22 protein-coding genes are annotated in these 26356 nt (G+C 63.9%); 8 read left to right on the forward strand and 14 right to left on the reverse strand.

Annotation, left to right across the window (positions count from 1 at the left end; translation table 11 throughout):
- Positions 1-44: 44 nt before the first annotated feature.
- The 9 genes from LB541_RS26530 to puuE form a co-directional block, all read right to left on the reverse strand.
- Positions 45-1700, reverse strand: coding sequence for an ABC transporter ATP-binding protein (locus LB541_RS26530; RefSeq protein WP_140501254.1), 1656 nt, complete (start codon positions 1698-1700; stop codon positions 45-47).
- The gene (locus LB541_RS26535; RefSeq protein ID WP_140501190.1) at positions 1700-2524 is read right to left on the reverse strand and encodes an ABC transporter permease; all 825 of its coding nucleotides are present in this window, start codon (positions 2522-2524) and stop codon (positions 1700-1702) included. The genes LB541_RS26530 and LB541_RS26535 overlap by 1 nt, the downstream gene beginning before the upstream one ends.
- An 11-nt stretch (positions 2525-2535) precedes the next feature.
- Positions 2536-3495, reverse strand: coding sequence for an ABC transporter permease (locus tag LB541_RS26540; protein WP_140512803.1), 960 nt, complete (start codon positions 3493-3495; stop codon positions 2536-2538).
- A 15-nt stretch (positions 3496-3510) separates the two neighbouring features.
- Complete coding sequence (locus LB541_RS26545) at positions 3511-5097, reverse strand: ABC transporter substrate-binding protein (protein WP_140512805.1); 1587 nt, start codon at positions 5095-5097, stop codon at positions 3511-3513.
- 153 nt (positions 5098-5250) lie between these two features.
- Positions 5251-7236, reverse strand: coding sequence for a CocE/NonD family hydrolase (locus LB541_RS26550; RefSeq protein ID WP_224619943.1), 1986 nt, complete (start codon positions 7234-7236; stop codon positions 5251-5253).
- A 92-nt stretch (positions 7237-7328) separates the two neighbouring features.
- Entirely contained in the window at positions 7329-7922 is a 594-nt protein-coding gene (locus LB541_RS26555) for a nucleoside deaminase (RefSeq protein ID WP_140501182.1), read from the reverse strand.
- Positions 7922-8425 (reverse strand): ureidoglycolate lyase, encoded by a 504-nt coding sequence (locus tag LB541_RS26560; RefSeq protein WP_224619945.1) that lies wholly within the window; start codon positions 8423-8425, stop codon positions 7922-7924. The genes LB541_RS26555 and LB541_RS26560 overlap by 1 nt, the downstream gene beginning before the upstream one ends.
- The gene (locus LB541_RS26565) at positions 8422-9285 is read right to left on the reverse strand and encodes a bifunctional allantoicase/(S)-ureidoglycine aminohydrolase (RefSeq protein ID WP_140501178.1); all 864 of its coding nucleotides are present in this window, start codon (positions 9283-9285) and stop codon (positions 8422-8424) included. The genes LB541_RS26560 and LB541_RS26565 overlap by 4 nt, the downstream gene beginning before the upstream one ends.
- A gap of 10 nt (positions 9286-9295) precedes the next feature.
- Positions 9296-10720, reverse strand: coding sequence for an allantoinase PuuE (gene puuE / locus LB541_RS26570; RefSeq protein ID WP_140580621.1), 1425 nt, complete (start codon positions 10718-10720; stop codon positions 9296-9298).
- Positions 10721-10921: 201 nt separating this feature from the next.
- Here puuE and uraH point away from each other — a divergent pair, with 201 nt between their 5' ends.
- The 4 genes from uraH to xdhC all read left to right on the forward strand — a co-directional run bounded on the left by uraH (position 10922) and on the right by xdhC (position 16196).
- Positions 10922-11296: a hydroxyisourate hydrolase gene (gene uraH, locus LB541_RS26575; protein ID WP_224619946.1), complete on the forward strand. Its 375-nt coding sequence runs from the start codon at positions 10922-10924 to the stop codon at positions 11294-11296.
- Positions 11297-11299: 3 nt separating this feature from the next.
- The gene (gene xdhA / locus LB541_RS26580; protein WP_224619948.1) at positions 11300-12781 is read left to right on the forward strand and encodes a xanthine dehydrogenase small subunit; all 1482 of its coding nucleotides are present in this window, start codon (positions 11300-11302) and stop codon (positions 12779-12781) included.
- Positions 12781-15126 (forward strand): xanthine dehydrogenase molybdopterin binding subunit, encoded by a 2346-nt coding sequence (xdhB, locus tag LB541_RS26585; protein ID WP_224619966.1) that lies wholly within the window; start codon positions 12781-12783, stop codon positions 15124-15126. The genes xdhA and xdhB overlap by 1 nt, the downstream gene beginning before the upstream one ends.
- 62 nt (positions 15127-15188) lie before the next feature.
- Entirely contained in the window at positions 15189-16196 is a 1008-nt protein-coding gene (gene xdhC / locus LB541_RS26590) for a xanthine dehydrogenase accessory protein XdhC (protein ID WP_224619949.1), read from the forward strand.
- Between the two features lie 13 nt (positions 16197-16209).
- On the opposite strand, the gene LB541_RS26595 is transcribed toward xdhC, so the two are convergent.
- The 3 genes from LB541_RS26595 to LB541_RS26605 form a co-directional block, all read right to left on the reverse strand.
- Positions 16210-17466, reverse strand: a complete 1257-nt coding sequence (locus LB541_RS26595) for an LLM class flavin-dependent oxidoreductase (RefSeq protein ID WP_224619951.1) — start codon at positions 17464-17466, stop codon at positions 16210-16212.
- Complete coding sequence (locus LB541_RS26600; protein WP_224619953.1) at positions 17463-18446, reverse strand: LLM class flavin-dependent oxidoreductase; 984 nt, start codon at positions 18444-18446, stop codon at positions 17463-17465. Before LB541_RS26600 ends, LB541_RS26595 begins: the two co-directional genes overlap by 4 nt.
- A gap of 108 nt (positions 18447-18554) precedes the next feature.
- Positions 18555-19475 carry a LysR family transcriptional regulator gene (locus tag LB541_RS26605; RefSeq protein ID WP_140558761.1) on the reverse strand — a complete coding sequence of 307 codons (921 nt, stop codon included), beginning with the start codon at positions 19473-19475 and terminating at the stop codon, positions 18555-18557.
- Between the two features lie 138 nt (positions 19476-19613).
- Between LB541_RS26605 and LB541_RS26610 the strand changes: the two genes are divergently transcribed.
- The 4 genes from LB541_RS26610 to LB541_RS26625 all read left to right on the forward strand — a co-directional run bounded on the left by LB541_RS26610 (position 19614) and on the right by LB541_RS26625 (position 24187).
- On the forward strand, positions 19614-20831 hold the full coding sequence (locus LB541_RS26610; protein ID WP_140729538.1) for a urate hydroxylase PuuD: 1218 nt from the start codon (positions 19614-19616) through the stop codon (positions 20829-20831).
- 2 nt (positions 20832-20833) lie between these two features.
- Positions 20834-22147, forward strand: coding sequence for a guanine deaminase (guaD, locus tag LB541_RS26615; RefSeq protein ID WP_224619954.1), 1314 nt, complete (start codon positions 20834-20836; stop codon positions 22145-22147).
- An 89-nt stretch (positions 22148-22236) separates the two neighbouring features.
- The gene (locus tag LB541_RS26620; RefSeq protein ID WP_224619955.1) at positions 22237-22743 is read left to right on the forward strand and encodes a heme-degrading domain-containing protein; all 507 of its coding nucleotides are present in this window, start codon (positions 22237-22239) and stop codon (positions 22741-22743) included.
- Between the two features lie 178 nt (positions 22744-22921).
- Positions 22922-24187, forward strand: a complete 1266-nt coding sequence (locus LB541_RS26625) for a glycerate kinase (RefSeq protein ID WP_224619956.1) — start codon at positions 22922-22924, stop codon at positions 24185-24187.
- Positions 24188-24196: 9 nt separating this feature from the next.
- On the opposite strand, the gene LB541_RS26630 is transcribed toward LB541_RS26625, so the two are convergent.
- On the reverse strand, positions 24197-24994 hold the full coding sequence (locus LB541_RS26630; protein WP_318012639.1) for a UdgX family uracil-DNA binding protein: 798 nt from the start codon (positions 24992-24994) through the stop codon (positions 24197-24199).
- Positions 24931-26316, reverse strand: coding sequence for a glutamine synthetase family protein (locus LB541_RS26635; RefSeq protein ID WP_140501251.1), 1386 nt, complete (start codon positions 26314-26316; stop codon positions 24931-24933). The genes LB541_RS26630 and LB541_RS26635 overlap by 64 nt, the downstream gene beginning before the upstream one ends.
- Positions 26317-26356 lie beyond the last annotated feature (40 nt).

A 26356-nucleotide genomic window follows, 5' to 3' on the forward strand; every position in this document is an offset into this window, starting at 1 on the left:
CATCCGGATGACGTTCGTCATCTCCTTGACTGGCGAACCGCTGGCTAGTTCCCGGCGCTCGCCATGCGTCGCCCCTTGATCGCCTTTTCCAGCCAGCCGATCTCCATTTCCGGAACCGAGGACAGCAGGAGGTCGGTATAGGCATCGAAAGGCGGTGTGAGCACCTTGCTTTTGGAACCGTAACGGACCACCTCGCCGCGATACATCACCGCGATCGAATCGGCGATCGACCTTACCGTCGCAAGGTCGTGGGTAATGAAGAGATATGCGACCTTCTCGTGCTGCTGCAGGTTCAACAAAAGCTTGAGAATGCCGTTGGCCACCAGCGGGTCGAGCGCCGAGGTCACCTCGTCGCAGATGATCAGCTTCGGTTTGGCGGCGAGCGAGCGGGCGATGCAGACGCGCTGCTTCTGGCCGCCCGACAGCTCCGCCGGATAGCGGTCGAGGAAGCCTTTGCCCATCTCGATCTCGTCGAGCAATTCGGCAACGCGCCGGTCGCGCTCACGTCCCCGCATGCCGAAATAGAACTCCAGCGGCCGGCCGATGATGGTGCCGACGGTCTGGCGCGGGTTCATGGCCACGTCGGCCATCTGGTAGATCATCTGCAGCTGCCGCAGATCCTCCTTCGGCCGGTCGGCAAGTCGGTTGGCAAGCGGGCGCCCGTCGAAGGTCACCGTGCCCTGTTCGGGCGGCAGGAGCCCTGTGATGGCGCGCGCCAGCGTCGACTTGCCGGAGCCGGACTCGCCGACCACCGCCAGCGTCTGGCCGGGATAGATATCGACGGAGACGTTCTTCAGCACCTTGACATGACCGCCGCCATACGCGGCGGTGACGTTCTTCACGGACAGGAATGGCGAGACGCCGGGTTTCTGCTCGGCGTGTTCGATCTCGTGCACTGACACCAGAGCGTTGGTGTACTCCTGGCGCGGCTCCTTGATGATCTGGCGGGTGCCGCCCCATTCGACCAGCCGGCCATGGCGCAGCACCATGATCTCGTCCGACACCTGGGCGACGACGGCGAGGTCGTGGGTGATGTAGAGCGCGGCCACATGCGTGTCGCGGATGGCGTCCTTGATCGCCGACAGCACGTCGATCTGCGTCGTCACGTCGAGCGCCGTCGTCGGCTCGTCGAAGACGATCAGGTCCGGTTCCGAGCACAGCGCCATCGCCGTCATCACACGCTGCAGCTGGCCTCCGGAGACCTGGTGCGGGAAACGCTCGCCGATGGTTTCGGGATTGGGCAGGCTCAGCTTCTTGAACAGCGCGACGGCGCGTTTCTCGGCCTCCGCGCGCGTCGCCCTGCCGTGCAGGAGGGTGGCTTCGACAACCTGGTCCATCAGCCTGTGCGCCGGGTTGAACGCCGCTGCCGCCGACTGCGCGACATAGCAGACCTCGCGGCCGCGCAGCCTGCGGAAACCTTCCTTGCCGCCCTTGAGGATGTCGCGGCCGTTGAGGAGCACCTCGCCGCCGGTGATGCGCACGCCGCCGCGCCCATAACCCATCGAAGACAGGCCGATGGTCGACTTGCCGGCACCGGATTCGCCGATCAGGCCGAGCACCTTGCCCTTTTCCAGGGTCAGCGAGACGTCATGGACGAGCGTGATGGTCTTTGGCGCTTCGCCCGGTGGGTAGACCATGGCCTCGATGCGCAGGTTGCGGATATCGAGGAGCGGGCTGGATTTCGCTTTGCTGTCGGCCATCATCCGCGTCCTCCTTTCAGGCTTGTCGTGCGGTTGAGCACCCAGTCGGCGACGAGATTGACCGAGATCGCAAGCGCCGCGATCGCGGCCGCCGGTATGAGCGCCGCGGCAATGCCGAAGACGATGCCGTCCTTGTTTTCCTTGACCATGCCGCCCCAGTCGGCATCCGGCGGCTGTACGCCGAGGCCAAGAAAGGAGAGCGTCGACAGGAACAGCACGGCATAGATGAAGCGCAGGCCGAGTTCCGAGACCAGCGGCGACAGCGCATTGGGCAGGATCTCGCGGAAGATGATCCAGGTGCTGCCTTCGCCGCGCAGCTTGGCGGCTTCGACATAATCCATGACGTTGATGTCGACGGCCACCGCGCGCGACAGGCGGTAGACGCGGGTCGAGTCAAGAATGCCCATCACCAGGATCAGCGTCACCAGGTTTGTCGGCAGCACCGAGAGCACGACAAGGCCCATGATCAGCGTCGGGATCGACATCAGAAGATCGACGAGGCGCGACAGCAGCGTGTCGAACCAGCCGCCGAACACCGCCGCCGAAAAGCCGAGAATGGCGCCAAGCGAGAAGGACAACGCCGTGGCGAGCACTGCGATGAAAAGGGTGATGCGCGCACCATAGATCATGCGCGACAGCAGATCGCGGCCAAGGTTGTCGGTGCCCAGCCAATGCGCCGCCGACATCGGCTCCCAGACGTCGCCGACGATCTCGCCATTGCCGTGCGGCGCAAGCCACGGCGCGAAGATGGCCGCCAGCACGAACAGGGCCGTCAGCACCAGGCCGACCAGCGCGGGCACGGGGATGCGTTTGATGTCGAGCATGCCCGCCCTCTTCATTTGGGATGCCTCAGGCGCGGATTGGCGACGATTGCCGCTATATCAGCGATGATGTTTAGGCCGATATAGACGGCGGCGAAGATCAGTCCGACCGCCTGCACCACCGGCACGTCGCGCTTGGTGACGTGATCGACCAGATACTGCCCCATGCCGGGATAGACGAAGATCACTTCGACCACGACCACGCCGACGATCAGATAGGCGAGGTTGAGCATGACCACGTTGATGATCGGCGCGATGGCGTTCGGGAAGGCATGTTTGCGGATGACCGCGAAAGCCGAGAGCCCCTTGAGCTCGGCGGTCTCCACATAGGCCGATTGCATGACGTTTAGGATCGCAGCGCGCGTCATGCGCATCATATGGGCAAGCACCACCAGCGTCAGCGCCGCCGCCGGCAGCGCGATCGCCTGCATGCGTTCACCGAAAGGCATGCCGTCATAGACGGTCGAGATGGCGGGGAACCACTGATGCTGAACCGCGAAGTAGAAGACCAGCAAGTAGCCGATGAAGAATTCCGGGAAGGAGGTCGAGGCGAGCGCCAGTCCCGAGATCAGCTTGTCGACCCAGCCATTGCGGTAGCGCACCGCGATCAGGCCAAGCGTTATGGCCAGTGGAATGGCCACGATCGCCGCCCAGAAGGCGAGGAAAAGCGTGTTCCACAGCCGGCCCTTGATCGATGTCGCGATATCCTGTCCGCTCGACATGGCGGTCCCGAGATCGCCGGTCAAAACGCCGCCGAGCCAGCGGAAATACCTGATATAGGCCGGATCGTTGAGCCCAAGCTGCTCACGCAGATTGGCGAGCGATTCCGGTGTCGCCGACTGCCCTAGGATGGCTTGCGCGACGTCGCCGGGCAGGATCTGTGTGCCGGCGAAGATCAGGACCGAGACGGCCAACAAAAGGAGGATGCCCAGCGCGACGCGCTGGGCCACCAGTTTCACGATGGGTGAGGACATCTGGGCAAGGCCGGCTCAGGCTTCGAGCCAGCACTTTGCCAGGGCATAGCCATTCATCAACTCCTGGTGCGGATCGTCCACCCAGCCGCCCACCTTGGCGCCGGTGGCGTCGATGAACTGGTTGAACATCGGCAGGATCAGGCCGCCTTCGTCGCGCACCATGACGGCCATGTCGTGATACATCGCCTTGCGCTTGGCCTCGTCCAGCTCGGCGCGCGCCGCCAGCACCATCTTGTCGAAATCCGGGCGCTTGAAACGCGTGTCGTTCCAGTCGGCGGTCGACAGGTAGGCGGTCGAGTACATCTGGTCCTGGGTCGAGCGTCCGCCCCAATAGGAGGCGCAGAAGGGCTGCTTGTTCCAGACCTCGTTCCAGTAGCCGTCGCCCGGCTCGCGCTTGAGCTCGATCTGGATGCCGGCCTTGGCCGCGCTCTGCTGGAAAAGCTGGGACGCGTCGACGGCGCCGGGAAAGGCGACGTCGGAGGTCCTGAGCAGCACCGCGCCGTCATGCCCCGACTTCTTGTAGTGGAACTTGGCCTTGTCCGGATCGTATGTGCGCTGCTCGATCTCGGTGAACAGCGGGTAGGCGGCATTGATCGGGAAATCATTGCCGAGCGAACCGTAACCGCGCAGCACCTTCTTCAGCATTTCTTCGCGGTCGATCGCCAGCTTCAGCGCCATCCTAAGGTCGTTGTTGTCGAACGGCGCCGTATTGCAGTGCATGATGAAGACGTAGTGGCCCGGTCCCGCATGGTTGCGGATGGTGACGCCCGGCACGCGTTTGATCAGGTCGACGATCTTCGGCTCGACGCGGTTGACCATGTTGACCTGGCCGCCCTGCAGGGCGGCCGTACGGGCCGTAGCGTCGTTGATGACGATGATCTCGATCTGGTCGGCATGGCCCATCTTGTCGCCCTGCCAGTAATTGGCGAAGCGCTCGCCGCCATGGCGCACGCCGGGCTCGTTGGTGGTGACCTTGTAAGGGCCCGCCGAGATGCCGGCATCGGCCTTGTCCTTGCCTCCATTGGGCTGGACGATCAGGTGGTAGTCGCTGAGCAGGTAGGGCAGATCGGCATTGGCCTCCTTCAGCGTCAGCACCACTTCCTTGCCGCTGGCCTTGATGCTTTCGATGCCTTTCATGTAGCCGAGCGCGCCGGACTTCGACTTCTCGTCCGAATGACGCTCGAGCGTGGCGGCGACGTCTTCGGCGGTCACCGTCTTGCCATTGTGGAATTCGACGCCGTCGCGGATCTTCAGTGTCCAGACCTTGGCATCGTCGGACGAGCCGATCTCCTCGGCGATGCGGTTCTCGAGCTTGCCCTCTGGGGAAAGCTCGACGATCAGTTCGCCCCACATCTTGCCGAAGGCGAACGGCACCTGCGTCATGAACAGGGCTGGATCCAGGCTGTTGGTGGACTCGCCGCCAACCAGGCCTGCCTTGAGCGTGCCGCCCTTGACCGGGCCGGCTGCGCGCGCCGCGCTCGAAAGCAGTGAGTTGGCGAAGGTCGCGGTGACGCCGAGCGCTGCCGCCCGGCCGAGAAAATCACGACGGCTGAGCTTGCCTGAGGCGACGCGTCGGCTAAGGAATTCCAGTTCGTTTGACATTTTGAGTTCCTCACTCTGTTGGTTCGACCTTAGTGGTCGTTTTCTTGTTTCTTGTGAGGGGAATAATGACCGCAAGGGAAAGCGGTAAGCAAGACCGAATGCGACATGCCGTGGCGTAAATGGCACGTCGCAATTGGACCAATGCCTTGCCGCTCAAACAAGCGAGCGCGGAACCGCCTGTTCAAAATCGCGTTCGAAGACGAGTTTTTCGCCTTCGTAAGCTTCAATTCGGGCGCTTACGATGAAGTTTTTGGCGTCCGAGCGTATTTCGGCCGATGTTTCGGTGCGCACCGACCATCCGCTTCGCGACAGGGTTTGCGTCCAATGCGTCCGTCCCCCAGCCGACAACGGATCGTCCGGATGGATCGTCCAGGTCTCGCGGGCGATGCTGCCGTTCGCCAGGCCATGTGCAAGATCGCGCACCTCGCCGAAATCGTCTTCTATGGAAAGCGTGACGATGCCGGTCTTCTCGTCGCGGTCGACGCGGCGTTCCGAATTGGCCGGGCGGATCGTCTCGGTTGCCCAGGGGGGAGCAGCCTCCGGCGCGGCGAACGTGACCTCGTCGCCCGTCGCCAGCGGGCGCAGCGGCAGCTTCAGCGTCGCCGCCGACAGGCTCAGGCGGACCGGCTCCGGCGAGGGCCAGATCATGGGCCAATAGGCGTTCGAGACGGCTATGCGCAAATGGTGGCCGGCCGGCACGCGATAGGCGCACTGGTCGAGCACGACGCGTGCCGAAACGCTCTCGCCGGGGACAAGCGCTTGCGGGAATTCGTGCGAGAGGCGATGCGTCAGGTTGAGCACGCCATAGGAGATCAGTTCGGAGGCGCCATCGGGATGCACGTCGCAAAGCCGCACCGCGATGTTGGCCTGCGGGCGGTCGCAGGATAACCGGACCTCGACTTCCGGTGCGCCGACGACGTCGGTCGCCTCGGCGAGTTCCGGCTGGTCGAAACACACCGACAGCGCGTCGTCGGGACGCTGGTCGCCCGGCAATTCCGGGCCGAAGGTGAACGGGAAATACTCACCGCCGGCCAGCCCGCAGCTTTGCGGCGAAGCGATGATGACGGATTTACCGCCCGCCGGGATCAGGTCGATCGTTTGGGTCTTTATGTCGGGCGACGGCCACTGCCGCTCCGCCACCCAGCGGCCCGGCCGTTCCGGATGCCAGCGCGCTGGCCGCACGCTGTCCATCACATAGGCGCGGTAGGCCGGGTCGGCCTCGACGCCGGTCTCGATACCCTTCAGCCAGCGGTCCCACCAGCGCAGCGCTTCCTGCAGGAAGCCGATTGCCGGCTGGGGCCCGGCATAATGCGGGTATTTGTGGATCCAAGGGCCGACAATGCCTTTGACCGGCGCCTCGATGTTGGCGACGAGATGCGAGATGGTGTTGCGGTAACCGTCATGCCAGCCGCCGATCGACAGCACCGCGGCCTTGACGGCGGAGAAATCCTCGCAGATCGATCCCCGTTTCCAGTAGGCGTCGCGGTGCTGGTGGCCAAGCCAGAGTGGCAAAAGGAACGACTGGTTCTCCAGCCGGCTGAGCCACAGGTCGCGCCATCTGTTGTCGCCCGCCAGCAGCGGGTCCGGCGGCCGTGACGAATAGGACAGCATTGTCGAGGCCCAGCCGAAATTTTCCAGCAGCAGGCAGCCGCCCTTGTAGTGGATGTCGTCGGCATAGCGATCAACGGTCGAGCACAGGCTGATCACCGCCTTGAGCGCCGGCGGCTGCATGGCTGCCACCTGCAGGCAGTTGAAGCCGCCCCAGGAAATGCCCATCATGCCGACATTGCCGTTGCACCAGGGTTGGGCGGCCGCCCAGGCGATGACGTCGCAGGCATCCTGCAATTCCTGCTCGGAATATTCGTCGTCCATCAGCCCTTCGGAATCGCCATTGCCGCGCATGTCGACACGGATCGAGGCATAGCCGTGGCCGGCGAAATAGGGATGCGTCAGCTGGTCGCGAAAGATGGTGCCGTCGCGCTTGCGGTAGGGCAGGTGCTCGAGGATGACAGGCACCGGATCGTCGCCGGCATCTTCCGGCATCCACACCCGCGCCGACAGCCGGCAGCCATCCGGCATGACGATGTCCATATCAGGGAATTCGACGACCTTGCGGGGAAACTCGGTGACGGTTTTCATGGCGCGCATAACGCCTCGCGGCGCGGCAAGTTTCAATCGCCATTCGCGACTGGAGCAGCGGAATATGCGACCTGTGCCGCTGCTTGGTGCCCTCAGTTCAGCGGAATGTCGTTCTCGGCCTTGTTCGCCTGGTAGTCGCCAGAGAGCGCTTCATAAAGTGCTGCAATCTTGCCGATGCGCGCCTCCAGCCGCCCGCGTTCCGCCTCGGGCAGCGCCCGCACCAGCCTGCGGATCGAAAAGCTCTTCCAATAGGCGTTCTCGGCATTGTAACCGCCGGGATCGAGGGTGAAGACCTCTTTCAGGATTTTCAGATCGTGCGGGATGGCAAAACTGTCGCGCGAATCCTCGTGGCTGAACAGATAGTAGAAATTGTCGAAACCGGTCCAGGTGATCGCCGACAGGCAGAGCGAACAGGGCTCGTGCGTGGCCAGGAAGATGGCCTCCTTGGTGTCGACACGTTCGGCTTTGGGCATTTCGTAGAAGCGTTTCAGGCAGTGCACTTCGCCATGCCAGAGCGGGTTTTCGATCTCGTTGTTGGTTTCGGCCAGCACCAGCGAGCGGTCGCCTTTCTTCAGGATCGCCGCGCCGAACAGCTTGTTGCCATGGGCGACGCCTTCCTGCGTCTTCGGCACGATGTCGTGCTCGATGACGTCGAGCAGGCGGTCGATCAGCGAAATGTCGGTCATCAAAGGATCTCGTCGGGGAGATGAATCTCGTAGGTGTGCGAAAAATGGAATTCTTCGAGATTGGAGCCGTCGCCGCCACGGTCGACGATCAGGAAATCCTGCGGCTCACCCAATGGCGTCAGTACGCCGTGCCATAGATTGCGTGAATAATTGATGCCTTGCCCTGGCTTGGTGATGAAGGCATGCGGCTCGGCCGGACCGTCCTTGCCGTCATGACAGACGACGACCAGGAACGGTCGTGGCGACAGCGGGATAAAGGCCTGGCTGCCGAGCGGGTGACGCTCGACCATGGTCAGCGCCAGCGGCAATTCGTAAGGCGTGCCGCGCACCATCGAGATCAGCACGCGCGCATTCGGCCCCACGGCCTCGGCGGTCGCCAGATCATGGTAGCGCTCGGCCTTGCCGCCGTTGATCGGGTAGTGGTTGTCGCCGCCCATGTCGATGACATCGCCGAACGGGGCAAAGCCCTCGCGGGTCAGCGGCCGCGCGACGATGCGGGTCACGGCGCACGCCCTGCGATCCCGGCACTGCCGAGCTTGGCGTGCCGGTTGACGTCCTTGTAGAGCAGATAGCGGAATTTTCCCGGTCCGCCGGCATAGCAGGCCTGCGGACAGAAGGCGCGCAGCCACATATAGTCGCCGGCCTCCACCTCGACCCAGTCCTGGTTGAGCCGGTAGACGGCCTTGCCTTCCAGGACATAGAGCCCGTGCTCCATGACATGGGTCTCGGCAAAGGGAATGACCGCGCCCGGTTCGAGGGTGACGATGGTCATGTGCATGTCATGGCGCATGTCGGCCGGATCGACGAAGCGCGTCGTCGCCCAACGGCCGTCGGTACCGGGCATCGGCGTCGGCCCGATGTCCTGCTCGTTGGTGAAGAAGGCTTGCGGGACCTCGAGGCCGCTGACGGACTCATAAGCCTTGCGTATCCAGTGAAAGCGGACAGCCGCATTGCTTTCGTTGCGAACAGTCCAGCCGCTCGACGGCGGCAGGAAGGCGAAGCCGCCCGGCCGCAAGACATGTCTTTCGCCGGCAAGCAGGACGGTCAGTTCGCCTTCGACCACGAACAAGGCGCCCTCGGCGCCGGCATCGGGTTCCGGCCGGTCGCTGCCACCGCCGGGCGCGATCTCGACGATGTACTGCGAAAACGTCTCGGCAAAGCCCGACAGCGGCCTCGACAATATCCAGACGCGGGTCTTGTCCCAGAATGGCAGGGCGCTGGTGACGATGTCCTGCATCACGCCCTTGGGGATGACGGCATAGGCCTCGGTGAAGACGGCGCGGCCGGTCAGAAGCTCACTCTGGCCGGAATGGCCGCCATGTGGAGCATAATAGGTTCGCTCGGGCATCCTGATCGTATCCATGGGTTCAAACCTATTGCGGAAGCATGTCCTTGAGGCGGAAGAGCGCGATGCGCTCGACCTGTTTGCAGGCGGTCTCGAATTCGACGCCGCGGCTGTTGCCGATGCGCCTTTCGAACTCCGCCAGGATTTCTTGCCTGGTCTTGCCCTTCACCGCGACGATGAACGGGAAACCGAAGGTGGTGACGTAGGCGGCGTTAAGCTTGGAAAACAGCTCGCGCTCTTTGTCGGTCAGCTCATCGAGGCCGGCCGAAGCCTGTTCCCTGGCTGATTCCGCCGTCAGCCGCCTGGCCCTTGCCAGCTTGCCGGCAAGGTCTGGATGGGCGTTGAGCACGCCCAGCCGCTCCGTTTCGCTTGCGGCGCGGAAAACGCGGCAGAGCGCATTGTGCAGGCCGCCGGCGCTGTCGTGCGCCGGGCCAAGTTCCAGCTCGTAAGCGCGCTCGGCTATCCACGGCGAATGTTCGAAAACGCCGCCGAAAGCATGCACGAAGGCCTCGAATTCCATCCTCGAAGGGCGCAGCACCGGCTGCTTGTATGGATGGGTCTCGCGCCAATGCCTGGCGATGTCGATACGCCGCGCCAGCCAGACCTTGTCGTGCGACTTCACATAGTCGACGAAGCGCTTCAGCGCCGCCACCCGCCCCGGCCGCCCGACGAGGCGACAGTGCAGGCCGATATTCATCATGCGCGGCCGCCCAGCCTTGCCTTCGGCATAGAGCGTGTCGAAACTGTCCTTCAGATAGGCGAAGAACTGGTCGCCCGAGTTGAAGCCCTGCGGCGTGGCGAAGCGCATGTCGTTGGCATCGAGCGTGTAGGGGATGATGAGCTGTGGCCTGTCGGTCCCGTCATCCGCGAACCAGTAGGGCAGCTCGTCGTCATAAGTGTCGGAGACGTAGTCGAAGCCGCCTTCCTCCGCCACCAGCCGCACGGTGTTGACCGACGTCCGGCCGGTGTACCAGCCCGTCGGGCGCGCGCCTGTCACTTCGTAGTGCAGCCGGATCGCCTCCTTGAGGTCGCGGCGCTCGTCCTCGGCGCTGTGGTCGCGGTAGTCGATCCATTTCAGTCCGTGCGAGGCGATCTCCCAGCCGGCATCCTGCATCGCCGTCACCTGATCGGGCGAGCGGGCGAGTGCCGTGGCGACGCCGTAACAGGTCACTGGCACCTCGGCCTCGGTGAACAGGCGAAGCAGCCGCCAGAAGCCTGCCCGCGCCCCATACTCGTAGATCGATTCCATGTTCCAATGGCGTTGGCCCGCCCAGGGAGCCGCGCCGACGATTTCCGACAGGAAGGCTTCCGAAGCCTTGTCGCCATGCAGGACGCAGTTCTCGCCGCCTTCTTCGTAATTGACGACAAATTGCACGGCCACATGCGCGCCACCGGGCCATTTGGGATCCGGCGGATTGGCTCCGTAGCCGCGCATGTCTCTGGTGTAACGCATCGTCCCTCCCACGGGGCATCGCCCGAAGTATGATCAGGATATCGAAAGGGTGCTTCTCGCATTCCCCCGAAAATTTTTGAAAGTGTTTTTGTCGCACTCCGCTCGACCGGGACTTATGCATCGCCTTTAATTGGCGCACAATTCATCAGCAATGTTTGGCTGTACCGGCCGGTTTGTTCGTATTGGAATGGGAGGCGGACAATGGCAGAAACGTCGAAAATCGATGGCGGGTGTCTGACGACCCATGTCCTGGATACGGCAACCGGCAAGCCCGCGGCGGGATTGTCGATCGCGCTCTACCGGATCGATGGCTCGGCCAGGACGCATCTGAAGACGGTCGCCACCAACGCCGACGGCCGTTGCGACGCACCGCTTTTGGCCGACGCGGATTTCCAGACCGGCGAATACGAGCTGGTTTTCGCCGCTGGTGACTATCTGCGGCGCCAGGGAACGAAACTGCCCGAGCCGGCCTTCCTCGACACCGTGCCGATCCGCTTTGGCATGGCGGATGCCGTGCACTATCATGTGCCGCTGCTCGTCTCGCCCTATGGCTATTCGACTTACAGGGGGAGCTGAGACGTGGCCGAGGTCAAGATCCGTAACGATATTCGTTTTATCCTCAACGGCAGGGATGTCGTGCTGTCATCCGTGGCGCCTGACGCGACCTTGCTTGACTGGCTGCGGCTCGACCGATCGCTGCGCGGCACCAAGGAAGGCTGCGCAGAGGGCGATTGCGGCGCTTGCACCGTGCTGGTCGGCAGGCTTTCCGCCGGCGAACTGGTCTATGAAAGTGTCAACGCCTGCATCCGCTTTCTGGGTTCGTTGGACGGCACCCATGTCGTGACGGTCGAGCATCTCCGTGGAACGCCGGGCCAGTTGCACCCGGTGCAGCAGGCGATGGTGGATTTCCACGGTTCGCAATGCGGCTTCTGCACGCCAGGTTTCGTCATGTCGCTTTACGGCTTGTGGATGAAATCACCGGAACCGTCGGACGCGGCCATCGAAAAGGCCTTGCAGGGCAATCTCTGCCGCTGCACCGGCTATGAGGCGATCATGCGCGCGGCCCGCGCCATCTCCAGCTACGGCAAAGCACAGAAGGATCCGCTTGCGCTGGAGCGTCAGTCGATCATGGCCAGACTCGAGGCGATGGGCGACGGGGCACGGATCGAGATCGGCGCCGGCAAGGCGCGGCTCGTCGTGCCGGCTGACGTTGACGATTTCGCCGCCGTGCTCGACAAGGAACCGGGCGCCACCATCGTCGCCGGCTCGACCGATGTCGGTCTCTGGGTGACCAAGCACATGCGCGATATTTCGCCTGTCATCTTCATCGGCAATCTCGACGGGCTGTGCGCCATTGCCGAGGACAAGGACGTGATCTCGATCGGCGCCGGCGTCACCTATTCCGATGCCTTCGCGATGCTGTCGAAACGCATCCCGGCGCTCGGGCCATTGTTCGATCGCATCGGCGGCGAACAGGTGCGCAACATGGGCACGATCGGCGGCAACATCGCCAATGGCTCGCCGATCGGCGACACACCGCCGCCATTCATCGCGCTCGGCGCGCGGCTGACGCTGCGCCGTGGAAGCAAGCGGCGCACGATCCCGCTCGAGGATTTCTTCATCGCTTATGGCAAGCAGGACCGGCAGGCCGGCGAGTTCGTCGAGGCCGTGCATGTGCCGGTTCCGGCAAACGAAACGAAGTTCGGCGTCTACAAGATCACCAAGCGCCGCGACGAGGATATCACCGCCGCCCTCGGCGCGTTTTTTCTGACCTTGGCCAGGGACGGCACCGTGGCCGATATCCGCATCGCCTATGGCGGCATGGCGGCGACGCCGAAGCGGGCTGCGAACGTCGAGAAGGCACTGCTCAGCAAGCCCTGGACCGAAGAAACAGTCGAGGCTGCGATGGCCGAATACGCAACGGATTTCACGCCGCTCACCGACATGCGGGCGAGCGCTGAATATCGGGCTTTGGCGGCGAAAAACTTGTTGTTGCGTTTCTTTGTCGAAACCACCGGCACCAGGGCACCATTCCAGGTGTCGCGCAACGTGGCGGCATGATGAACAAGCACGCCAGCGCCAATTTAAAGGCCGAAAAGATCGTCGGCGGCGTCGCCACAGACCAGCGCCATGATTCCGCGCACAAGCATGTCAGCGGCAGCGCCGTTTACATCGATGATATGCCCGAACCGGCGGGCACGCTGCATGGCTGCCTCGGCTTGGCCACGGCCACGCATGCCACCATCGCCAAAATGGACCTGTCGGCGGCGCGCGCCGCCCCCGGCGTGATCGACGTGCTCACGGCAAAGGATGTGCCGGGCGAGAACGACATTTCGCCGACCGGGCGCCATGACGAGCCGGTACTCGCCGACGGCGAGGTACAGTTTTTCGGCCAGCCGATCTTTTGCGTGATTGCCGAGACGCGCGAGCAGGCGCGGCGCGCCACCAGGCTGGCAAGGGTCGAATACGAGGAATTGCCTTTCGTCACCGACATCGGCGCGCTCGATCCGACCAGGGACAAACTCGTCACGCCGCCTCTGACGCTGAAGCGCGGCGACGCGGCTGCTGCGATCCGTCAGGCCCCCCGCCGGCTGAAAGGAAAAATGCGCGTCGGCGGCCAGGAGCATTTCTACCTCGAAGGCCATATCGCGATGGCGGTTCCGGGCGAGGATCAGGATGTCACTATCTATTCCTCGACCCAGCATCCGAGCGAAGTCCAGCACATGGTTGGTCATGCACTCGGCGTGCCGAGCAACGCCATTACCGTGGAAATGCGTCGCATGGGGGGCGGCTTCGGCGGCAAGGAAACGCAGGGCAACCAGTTTGCAGCGCTGGCCGCGATCGCCGCCAAGAAGCATCATCGGGCAGTGAAAATCCGGCCCGATCGCGATGACGACATGATCGCCACCGGCAAGCGGCACGATTTCCTCATCGACTACGAGGCCGGCTTCGACGATGAGGGCAATATTCTCGGCGTCAACTTCATGTTCGCGGCGCGCTGCGGCTTTTCTGCGGACCTTTCCGGGCCGGTCACCGACCGCGCGCTGTTCCACTGCGACAATACCTATTTCTGGCCGGCTGTGCATGCACAGTCGGCGCCGCTCTACACCAACACGGTCTCGAACACCGCCTTTCGCGGCTTCGGCGGCCCTCAAGGCATGGTCGGCGCCGAGCGTATCATCGACGAGGTGGCGTTCGCCGTCGGCAAGGACCCGCTCGAGATCCGCAAGCGGAATTTCTACGGCACCGCCGACCGCAACGTCACGCCCTACCATCAGGTGGTCGAGGACAACATCATCCACCGCATCGTTGGGGAACTGGAAGAAAGCGCCAGCTATGCAAGGCGCCGGCGCGAGATCTCGGCCTTCAACAACAACAGCCGCTTCATCAAGCGGGGCTTGGCGCTGACGCCGGTCAAATTCGGCATCTCGTTTACCGCCACGCATTACAATCAGGCCGGCGCGCTGGTGCATGTCTACACCGACGGTTCGGTGCATCTGAACCATGGCGGCACCGAGATGGGGCAGGGCCTCAACGTCAAGGTGGCGCAAGTGGTGGCGCAAGAGTTCCAGATCGATCTCGACCAGGTGAAGATCACCGCGACGACCACCGGCAAGGTGCCGAACACCTCGGCCACCGCCGCGTCGTCCGGCACCGACCTCAATGGAATGGCGGCGCAGAATGGCGCCCGCCAGATCAAGGACCGGCTGACCGATTTCGCCGCCGAGAAATACCAGGTGCCACGCGACCAGGTGCTGTTCCTGCCCAACAGGGTGCGAATCGGCAACCAGGAGATACCTTTCGCCGACCTCGTCAAGCAGGCCTATATGGCCCGCATCCAGCTTTCGGCGGCCGGCTTTTACAAGACGCCGAAGATCCACTGGGACCGCGACAAGGGCGAGGGCCGTCCTTTCTATTATTTCGCCTATGGCGCCTCCTGCTCGGAAGTCTCGGTCGACACGCTGACCGGCGAATACATGGTCGAACGCACCGACATCCTGCACGAGACGGGCCGCTCGCTGAACCGCGCCATCGACCTCGGCCAGGTCGAGGGCGGCTTTATCCAGGGCATGGGCTGGCTGACGACCGAGGAACTGTGGTGGGATGACAAGGGCCGGCTGCGCACGCATGCGCCCTCGACCTATAAGATCCCGCTGGCGTCGGACCGGCCTAAGATCTTCAACGTGACACTGGCCGATTGGCCGGAGGCCGGTGAGCCGACGATCCATCGCTCCAAGGCGGTCGGCGAGCCGCCCTTCCCGCTCGGCATGTCGGTGCTGCATGCCCTGTCCGACGCGGTGGCAAGCGTCGCCGACCACAGGATCTGTCCACGTCTCGATGCGCCTGCGACACCGGAACGCGTGCTGATGGCGATCGAGCGGCTGAAGAAAGAGGCGAAGACCTGACTCCGGCAAAACGTGCAAAACAGGCCGAAAAGGCCTATATTTCCCGACAGGGAATGTAAAAAATGAACACGACTGTGCAAAGCCTGAAAGCCTTTCTTGGCCAAACCGGCCGGGTCGCGCTCGTCGAGGTCGCGGCGACGAAGGGCTCGACGCCGCGCGAGAAGGGCGCCTTCATGCTCGTCTCGCAAGCAGCGACATCGGGCACGATCGGCGGCGGCCAACTGGAATATATGGCCATCGACAAGGCACGGCAGATGCTGGGCTCTTTACCCTCCTCCTTGCGGGGAGGGTCGGCGAGCGGACGCCGCGAAGCGGCGTCAGCGAAACGGGGCGGGGGAGCGGCGTTCACAGATCCCTCGACGACGACGTCGTCCAACCCTATCCACAAGGGGGAGGGTGAAGAGACCCGCCCCGACGCCCGCGTGATCCTCGACGTGGCGCTCGGTCCGGAGATCGGCCAATGCTGCGGCGGGCGCGTCGAGGTGTCGATCCGCCTCGTCGATGCGACGTTGGCGCAGGAGCTGATTTCGGCCGCGGAAATCGAGCAGGCTGAACTGCCTTATGTCTACATCTTCGGCGGCGGCCACGTCGGGCAGGCGCTGGCCTCCGCGGTAGCGCTTCTCCCTGTGCGTGCCGTTGTCATCGAAACACGGGCCGACGCGCTAGACGGAATGCCGCAAGCCATCGAGACGCGGCTGACCCCGATGCCTGAAGCCGAGGTGCGCAACGCGCCTGCAGGCAGCGCCTTCGCCATCCTCACCCATGATCATGCGCTGGACTTCCTGATTGTCGCCGAAGCCCTGAAGCGTGATGACACCGCCTATGTCGGCATGATCGGCTCGAAGACCAAGAAAGCGACATTCAGGAATTGGTTCCTGAAGTCGGCTGAGGGCACGGAAGCGCAGTTTGCCCGCCTCGTTTCCCCAATTGGCGGTGATGCCGTGAAAGACAAGCGCCCATCCGTCATTGCCGCGCTAGCGGCCGCCGAGATCATGACGGCGCTGGTCAATCACGGCGCCGCGGCAAATGCCGAGCACCAGGTGCCGCATGATAGGACGACGGCCGGGTAAGGTCACGTCGCGGCTATACCGGTTGCTTCAAGCCCAGATGATCGCGCAGTGTGCGGCCCTCATAATCCCTACGAAACAGGCCGCGCCGCTGCAGCTCCGGCACGACCAGGGTGGCGAAGGCATCGAGTTCGCCGGGGAAATATGACGGCATGACGTTGAAGCCGTCCGCCGCACCGCCCTCGAACCGGGCCTGGAGTTCGTCTGCGATCTGCACCGCGGTCCCGACGATGCGCCAATGGCCGCGTGCGCCAGCGAAATGGCGGGCAAGCTGGCGGATGGAAAGGCCGTCGCGGCGCGATTGCTCGATGACCAGGGCCTGCCGGCTTTTCATGCCTTCGCTCTCCGGCAATTCGGGCAGCGGCCCGTCGAGCGGATAGCGCCGAAGATCGGAGATGCTGAGATAGCTGGACAGCAGCGCTACGCCGACGTCATCGGGGATCAGCTCCTGCAGCTCCTCGTATTTCGCCCGCGCTTCCGCTTCGGTTTCCGCCACCACCGGGGCGACGCCGGGCATGATCTTGATGTCGTCCGGTTCGCGTCCATAGGCCGCCAGACGGCCCTTGAGATCGTCGTAGAAAGCCTTCGCTTCCGCGAAAGTCTGCGCGGCGGTGAACACCACATCGGCGGTGCGAGCGGCGAGATCGCGGCCGACATCCGAGGCGCCGGCCTGAACCATGACCGGGGCGCCCTGCGGCGAACGCGGCAAATCGAGTGGATCGCACACCGAAAAGCTCTGGCCGTCATGGCCGGAGGCGCCGAGCTTGCCGTGCCAAAGCCTGGTGACGACTTCGGCGAATTCTCGTGCCCGTTCATAACGATCGGCGTGGGGTCTGAGACCCGTTGCGCCGAAGTTGGCGGCCTCGATCGGGCTGGCCGACGTGACCAGGTTCCAGCCGGCGCGCCCGCCGCTCAGCTGGTCGAGCGAAAGGAAGGTTCGTGCCAGCCCGTAAGGCTCGTTGTAGCTGGTCGAAGCCGTGGAGACGAGGCCGATGCGGCTGGTCTGGACAGCGAGTGCGGAAAGCAGGCTGATCGGCTCGAAGCCGATCGAACGCGAGGTCTGGCTGGCGATGCTGACATCGGCTTCGCGCAGGCCGGCCGCATCCTCGCAGAACAACAGGTCGAATTTCGCCGCTTCCGCCGTGCGCGCCAGCGCGACGTAATGATCGATGTCGATCCCGGCCTTCACATGGGCCTGGGGATGCCGCCAGGCGGCGATATGGTGGCCCGTCGCCCACAGAAAGACGCCGAGCTTCATCTGGCGCGCGGTCATCGGTCGCCTCCGCCGCTGAGTCCCAGATGCGAGCGCAGCGTTGTGCCCCCATGGCTCTGTCGAATCACGCCGCGCCGCCGCAGCTCCGGCAGAACGCGATTGGTGAAATCGTCGAGCGCTGAAATGTGCGCGGACAGCCGGATGTTGAATCCGTCGCAATTGTTCGCCCGGAATTCTTCCTCCATCCTGTCGGCCAGCCCGGCGACGCCGTTGGCGGCGAGGGATATGTCAGCCAATATTCTCACGGCATCCGGTTCGCGCCCGGACGCGGAAACGCGGCGCCTGAATTCGTCATGGCGTGCCTTGCGCCGCGCTGCCTGCCTTTCGTCCAGCAGGATGACATCGGCTGTGCGCGCGGCAATGTCGAGGTCGCCTGCCGCCAGGCCGGACAGGACCAGAACCGGCGTATCCTGCGGCGAACGCGCCACGTTCAGCGGTCCGCGCACGGCGAAGAATTCGCCCTTGTGGTCGAGCTGGTGCATTTTTCCGGGATCGTGAAAGCGGCCGCTGTCTTTGTCGAACAACAGCGCGTCCGCCCCCCAGCCATTCCACAAGCCCTGGACGATGCCGATGTATTCCTCGGAGCGGCGGCGAAACTCGTCGCTGGAAAATCCATCCGGCCGGCTGAAATTGGCCGCCTCGCTCGGCGCCTGCGCCATCGTTGCGTTCCATCCGGCGCGACCGTGGCTGATGATATCGAGCGAGGCGAACCGGCGCGCCAGATTGTAGGGCTGGTGGGCAACCATCGACGCGGTGGCGACCAGCCCGATCCTGCTCGTCACGGTCGCCAGTGCGGCAAGCAGGGTCGTCGCTTCGAACGGGTTGCCCGACCCGGCCCTGCCCGGCGGCGCATCGTCGAGAACAATCATGTCCAGCCCGGCCGCTTCCGCCCGCTGCGCGAAGCCGGCCAAGTCGCTGAAGGTGAGCGCGCCGGCCTGCCCGGCCGTGGAGGCAATGTTGAGCGAAACGGTGAGATGCATTGTGGCTAGCTCGTCAGTCGGCGCAAAGCCCATCGGCCATGAGGCGGCATCCGCGAACCTAAGTTCGCCTTCGCGCAAGGCAACCCTTGCGACTGGGCCAGGAGCCGCTCACTTGCCGACCAGTATGTCCTTGATCAGCCGCTGGCAGCGCTCGGCCATGAAATCCAGCAGCAGGCGCACCTTCGGGTCCTGCAGCTTCTTGTGCGGATAGACGGCGGCGAACTGCACCGGCGTCGGCGGCGTGCCGGCCAGGATGATCCTCAGCCGCCGGTCGCGGATGAACGGCTCGACCTCGAAGCGCGGCTTGTTGATGATGCCGCGCCCCGACAGCGCCCAGCCGGTCAGCACGTCGCCATCGTCCGTATCATAGGGCCCGTGCACCTCGAATTTCTGCGGTCCGTTCGGCGTCTGCAAGGTCCAGACATATTCGCGCGCGCCGGAATAGCGCAGCATCAGGCAATCGTGCTTCCTGCTGATCAGTTCCTGCGGCTCGGCCGGCTCTCCGCGCGCCTCCAGATATTTGGGTGCCGCCACCAGCACCCGCTCGCATTCCATGATGCCGCGCATCCTGAGGCTGGAATCTTCGATGATACCGAGTCGGAAGGCGACGTCGATGCCCTCTTTCATGATATCGACATTGTGATCCGAGAGCCTCAGCCGCACTTCGATATCAGGATATTTGTCGTGGAAATCGGGAATACCCGAGGCGACCAGGCGGCGGCCGAGGCCGAGCGGCGCGGTCACGCGGATGGTGCCGCGCGGCTGACCGGAAAGGGCCGAAACCGCGGCCTCCGCCTCGGTGATCGCTTCCAGCACCTGCTTGGCGCCGGTGTAGAACACCGTGCCATGCTCGGTCGGCATCAATTGTCGTGTCGTGCGGTTGAACAGCCGCACACCAAGGTGCTTCTCCAGCTCCTTGATTCGGTTGGAAGCAACCGCCGGCGAAATGCGCATGTCGCGCCCGGCCGCCGACAGATTGCCGAGCTCGACGACGCGGACGAAGACGGCGATGTTGTCGAGATAGGCCATGCGGTTCAGTGGCTTTCAATCAAGCTGCGTGCGAGCAACCTAGTATTTTCCAATTTTTTTTGAAAGTCATCGCACACCTCGCCTCTTTCCGTTTGCGCGCCACACCGTAAAGTCGCTTCATCGGCAGGGACGACTTCAATGATGGATTTCGCTATTTTCTGGGACTGGCTGAGCTTTGCCGTGCGCTGGCTGCATGTCATCACCGGCATCGCCTGGATCGGCTCGTCCTTCTATTTCGTCGCGCTCGATCTCGGTTTGCGCCAGCGACCGGGCATGCCTGCCGGCGCCTTCGGCGAGGAGTGGCAGGTGCATGGCGGCGGCTTCTATCACATCCAGAAATACCTGGTCGCGCCGGCCGAGATGCCGGAACACCTCACCTGGTTCAAATGGGAATCCTACGCCACCTGGCTGTCCGGCTTCGCCATGCTGTGCGTGGTCTACTATGCCGGGGCCGACCTGTTCCTGATCGATCCCAACGTGCTGCCGATGTCTGTGCCGGTCGGCATCGTCCTGTCGATGGCGACGATCGGCGTCGGCTGGGTGGTTTATGACCTGCTCTGCCGTTCGCCGCTGGGCAAAAGCGATACAGGCCTGATGCTGGTGCTCTACTGCGTGCTGGTGTTCATCGCCTGGGGACTGACCCATCTGTTCACCGGCCGCGCCGCTTTCCTGCATCTGGGCGCCATCACCGCCACGATCATGTCGGCCAATGTCTTCATGGTCATCATCCCCAACCAGAAGATTGTCGTCGCCGACCTCATCGCCGGCCGCAAGCCGGATCCGAAATACGGCAAGATCGCCAAGCAGCGCTCGCTCCATAACAATTACCTGACGCTGCCGGTGCTGTTTCTGATGCTGTCGAACCATTACCCGCTGGCGTTCGGCACTGAGTTCAACTGGATCATCGCCTCCCTGGTGTTCATCATCGGCGTGTTGATCCGCCACTACTTCAACACCGTGCACAAGCGCGCCGGCAACCCGCACTGGACCTGGCTGGGCGCCCTTGTCCTGTTCCTCATCATCGTCTGGTTGTCCACCGTGCCGAAGGTGTTGACCGGCGAACCAAAGGCGTCCGCCTCGGCGCAAGTCTATATCGCCTCGGCCCATTTCCCGGCCGTGCGCGACACCGTGCTCGGCCGCTGCTCGATGTGCCATTCACAGGAGCCGGTCTACGAGGGCATCTACCATGCGCCCAAGGGCGTGATGCTGGATACCGACGCCGGCATCGCCGAGCATGCCCGCGAGATCTATCTGCAGGCCGGCCGCAGCCATGCCATGCCGCCCGCCAATGTCAGCCAGATCACCGACAAGGAGCGGGCGCTGCTGGTGGCCTGGTTCGAAGGCGCGGGGAAATAAGCATGACCTCGACGCTTCTGCGTGGCCGCACGCTGTCCTTCGCGCGCTGGCCGGAAAGCATCGATGATCATTCCGCCTGGCGCTACGAGGAGGATGGCGGCCTGCTGATCCGCGACGGCAGGATCGTTGCTGCAGGCGCTTACGTCGATGTTGAAAGGAAGGCAGGCGAGACAGCGAGAAGGATTGATCACCGGCCGCATCTGCTGCTGCCGGGCTTCATCGATGCCCATGTGCATTTCCCGCAGATGCAGATCATCGCCTCCTACGGCGCCGAACTGCTCGATTGGCTGAACGCCTACACTTTCCCGGAGGAGACGAAATTCGCCAATGCGCAGCATGGCCGGCGCGTCGCGCGGCTGTTCCTCGACGAGATGGTGCGCCACGGCACCACGACGGTTGCCGCCTACTGTTCCGTGCACAAGGCCTCCGCAGAAGCTTTCTTCGCCGAGTCGCATGACCGCAACATGCTCAACATCGCCGGCAAGGTGATGATGGACCGCAACGCGCCCGATGGCGTGCTCGACACGCCGCAATCGGGCTATGACGACAGCAAGGCGCTGATCAAGGAGTGGCACGGCAAGGGCCGGCAGCTTTATGCCATCACCCCTCGCTTCGCGATCACCTCGTCGCCGGAGCAGATGGAGATGGCCGGCGCGCTATGCCGCGAATACCCCGACCTGCACATCCAGACGCATCTGTCGGAAAACCATGCCGAGATCGCCTTCACGCAGGAGCTTTATCCGTGGTCGCGCGATTACACCGACGTCTATGAGCATTACGGGCTGTTGGGTAGAAAGAGCCTGCTCGGCCATTGCATCCATCTGTCGGAGCGGGAAGCGGACGCGCTTTCGGACAGCGGCTCCGTAGCCGTGTTCTGCCCGACCTCGAACCTTTTCCTCGGCTCCGGCCTGTTCGATTATCAGCGCTACCGCACCCGCGATAAAGCCCTCCGCATCGCCGCCGCCACCGATGTCGGTGGCGGCACCAACTATTCCATGCTGCGCACCATGGACGAGGGCTACAAGGTGATCGCGCTGAACGGCGAGAAGCTGAACCCGTTCCAGTCCTTCTGGCAGGTCACGCGCGGCAACGCCGAGGCGCTGTCGGTGGCGCAAAGGATCGGCACGCTGGAGGAAGGCACCGATGCCGATATCGTCGTGCTGGATGCCAGGGCGACGTCGTCGATGCGGCTCAGGATGGAGACCGTCGAGACGCTGGCGCAGGAACTCTTTCTCTTGCAGACGCTGGGCGATGATCGCGCCGTGCGCGAGGTCTATGTGGCGGGTCGGCCGGCAAAAACCGATCTGGCAATTTAGAACGTGACGGCGCGTTCCTTGCTTGACCCGGGCTTGACCCAGCGGCAACCATCCGTCAAAGCGTGCGGCGACGTTGACAGGGGAACGACATGGCCGTTGCCGAAGACATCGCTCTGATCAAGAGACAAGAGGAAGTCCTTGTCTTTCCCGCCTTCGACGAGGCGGTCGCGTTCAGTATCGGGTCCGCGATCCGCGACAGGGCGCTCACCGAGAATCTCCCGGTCATAGTCGACATCAGGACCTTCGACCGGCCGCTGTTCTACGCCGCCATGCCGGGCTCGAACGCTTCCAATCCCGACTGGGCGCGGCGCAAGATCAACGTCGTCAAGCGGTTCCTGAAAAGCACTTACCGCATGGTGCTGGAACAGCAGCGCCCCGACCGCACTTTCAAGATCGGCGAGGGCCTGGATATTGCTGACTACGTGCTGGCCGGCGGCGGCTTTCCCGTCACGGTCAAGGGTGTCGGGGTCATCGGCGTCATCGCCGTCTCCGGGTTGCCGGAGCGCGAGGATCACGGCGTGGTGGTCGATGCGCTGTGTAATCATTTGGGCCTCGACAGGCGCGAACTGGTATTGCCGCCGGAAGAAAAATCGTGACATCGGCGCCGCCCCTCATCCGCCTGCCCGTCCTTCGCAGCAGCTGCGCTGCTGCGGGTGGAAGTGAAACGCTCCACCGCTGGCTGTCCCCCTATGCCCGTTCTTCACGGGGAGAGGGTCGGGGTGAGGCGCAACGTCAGCTCTGCAAGAATGCGCGAAACGCTGCTGGCTGCCGGATATGACCATTCTCGATCCCAAATCCTTCCTCACTTCCATCTTCAACGCCGCCGTCGCCGCCGCCGATCCGGAAAAGACCATCCGCTATCATTTGCCGGTCAGGCCCAAGGGCCGCACCATCGTGATCGGCGCCGGCAAAGGCTCGGCGCAGATGGCGGCGGCCTTCGAGAAAGCGTGGGACGGTCCGATCGAAGGACTGGTCGTCACCCGCTACGGCTATGGCGCGAAATGTGAGCGCATTGAGATCATCGAGGCGGCGCATCCGGTGCCGGACGCCGCCGGGCTCGAGGCTTCGCGGCGGCTGCTCGGGAAGGTGCAAGGGCTGACCGCCGACGATCTGGTGGTGGCGCTGATTTCCGGCGGCGGTTCGGCGCTGCTGCCGTCACCGGCAACCGGCCTGACATTGGCCGACGAGATCGCCGTCAACGAGGCGCTGCTGGCGTCGGGCGCGCCGATCGCGGCGATGAACACCATCCGCAAGCATCTTTCCACCATCAAGGGAGGCCGGCTGGCCGCCGCCGCCTGGCCGGCCAAAATGGTGTCGCTGGTTGTCTCCGATATTCCCGGTGACAATCCGGCGCTGGTCGCATCCGGCCCGACCGTTCCCGACACCGGCAGCCGGGCGGATGCGCTGGCGTCGATATCAGCCTACGGCATGAACCTGCCGGCCTCGGTCATGGCGCATATCAATTCACCGGCCGCCGATGCACCAGTTCCCGGGGATGAGCGCTTTTCGCGCAACGAGGTGCATCTGATCGCCTCCGCCGGCGTGTCGCTCGAAGCAGCCGCAGCGGAAGCGAGCCGACAGGGCATCGAAGCTGTCATTCTCTCGGATGCCATCGAAGGCGAAGCCCGCGAGGTGGGCGGGGTTCACGCGGCCATCGCGCGCGAAGTAGCGACACGCAATCGGCCTTTCTCAAAGCCGGTGCTGATCCTGTCCGGCGGCGAGACCACGGTGACGCTGCGTGCCAAGGGGAAAGGCGGCCGCAACTCCGAATTCCTGCTCGCCTTCGCCATCGGCATCAATGATGTGAAGGGCATTCACGCCCTGGCCGCCGACACCGACGGCATCGACGGCTCGGAGGACAATGCCGGCGCCTTCGCCGATGGTTCCACGGTCGCGCGCATGCGCGCGGCCGGCATCGACGCCAAGGCGATGCTGGCAGGCAACAATGCCTGGACGGCTTTCAACGCGGTCGGCGATCTGTTCGTGCCCGGTCCGACCGGCACCAATGTCAACGATCTCAGGGCCATCCTGATTCGCTAATCGTTTGGATCAGGCAGCCATCAGCCGCTTCACCTGCTTCATGTCGTCAAGGAACCGTTCTCGCTCGGCCTCCTTGTCCGCACGGTCACGGATGCGCAGGATGAAGGAGGGATGGATGGTGATGAACACACGCATGCCATCTTCCCGCTCGATCGCCTGGCCGCGCATCTTCGTCACCGGAACCGCCTTGCCGAGCAGCGACAATGCCGCCGTTGCGCCAAGCGCCACGGCAAGGTTCGGTTTGATCAGTCCGAATTCCTGGTCGAGCCACCAGCGGCACGCCTGAATCTCGCCGGCGTTCGGCTTGGAATGAATGCGACGCTTGCCGCGCGGCTCGAACTTGAAGTGCTTGACCGCATTGGTGACGTAGACTTTCTGGCGGTCGACCCCGGCGTCGTCCAGTATGGCGTCGAACACCCTGCCGGCCGGGCCAACGAAGGGAGCGCCGGCGAGATCTTCCTGATCGCCGGGCTGCTCGCCGACGAAAATCACCTTGGCGTCGTCAGGCCCTTCGCCGAACACGGTCTGCGTCGCATCGCGCCACAGCGGGCAGCGGTGGCAAGCCTTCGCTACCTCACGCAGCTCCGAGATCGAGGTGACATCTGGCAGTGGCTCGTCGGACGGCCCGGAAATGCGCCTGGCCGGCCTCTTCGCTTCATGCGTTTGGCCTGTGGTCGCCATCATCTTGTCCTGTCGGTTCTGACACTGAAATGGACGGGAAGGGCGATGGTTCCTCCGAGGGCTCAGACCTCGTGCAGATAGAGGTGATAGTCCAGCTCGCTGACCGTGCGCGCCACGCGCAGGTATTCGGACTGCTTGATCGCCACGAAGGTGCGGTGCAGGTCTTCGCCAAGCGCGCCTTTGAGGAAGCTGGACGCTCTGGCCGCCTCGATCGCCGCGCGCCAGTCGACCGGCATGGTCGTGCGCGTCACCGCCGCCTCATAGCCGTTTCCGGTCGTCTCGGGGCCGGGGTCGAGGCCTTCGTCGAGCCCTTTGACGATGCCGGCAAGCACGGTTGCCGCGATCAGATAGGGGTTGGCGTCGACGCCCGACGGCCGATGCTCGATGCGCCGGTTCCTGGCGTCGCCCGCCGGCACGCGCAGCGCCACCGACCGGTTGTTGACGCCCCAGGTCGGCGCCACCGGTGCATAGGATTGGGAGACGAAGCGCCGCCAGGAATTGGCGTGCGGCGCAAACACCAGCATCGATTCCGCCATGGTCTGGATCAGGCCGCCCAGCCCGCGCAGCAGTGGCAGCGACCAACTCTCACCACCGGCCTCCGAAAAAACGTTTCGGCCGGCCTTGTCCTGCAGCGAGACGTGGAAATGCATGCCGGAGCCGGCATATTTCTCGATCGGTTTGGCCATGAAGCAAGCCGTGACGCCATGGCGTCGCGCCTGCGCCCGAACCAGCCGCTTCAGCATGACGAGGTCGTCGGCCGCCCGCATCACATCCTTGCGGTAGTTCAGCGTCAATTCGTACTGGCCGGGCGCATATTCGGAAATCACGGTCTCGGCCGGAATGCCCTGTGCCTTGGCCGCGGCATAGATGTCGGTAAACAGCGGCTCCATGCCGTGCAGATGGTCGACCGAGTAGACCTCGGTCTTGCCCGAGACGCGGCCATCCAGCACGGCGTGCGCCGGCTGCACCTTGCCGTCGCTGTCGCGCTCATTGGCGAGGAGAAAAAATTCGAGCTCGAAGGCGCCGGCCGGGTACAGCCCCTTGGACGCCAATATGTCGACCTGCCTTGCCAGCGCCAGCCGCGGGTCCGATGACATCGGCGCGCCGTCGAGATGATACATCGCCATCAGCACCTGGCCGCGCGGCGGGTTGGTCCCGTGGAGCGGCACCAGCGTGCCAGGAATCGGCCAGGCGCGCAGATCGCCGTCGCCGGTGGTCCAGATCAGCCCGGTCTCGTGCACGTCCTCGCCGGTGATGTCGAGGCCGAGGATCGAGATCGGCATGTGCCGGCCGCCTTCGAAGATGGCTTTCAGCTCGTGCCGGCGCACGATCTTGCCACGGCCGACGCCGTTGGCATCGGTCAGCACGATATCGAAGGCTTCGATCTCAGGATGGGCGTCGAGAAAGGCCTGCGCCTCGGTGGGCGTCGAGCCCGAAGGTGAAGTCATGATGGAGCCCGGCCTGGCTTGCGCGCCTGTCTGTTGGGTG

Source organism: Mesorhizobium sp. BR1-1-15 (assembly GCF_020165475.1).
GTDB lineage: Bacteria > Pseudomonadota > Alphaproteobacteria > Rhizobiales > Rhizobiaceae > Mesorhizobium.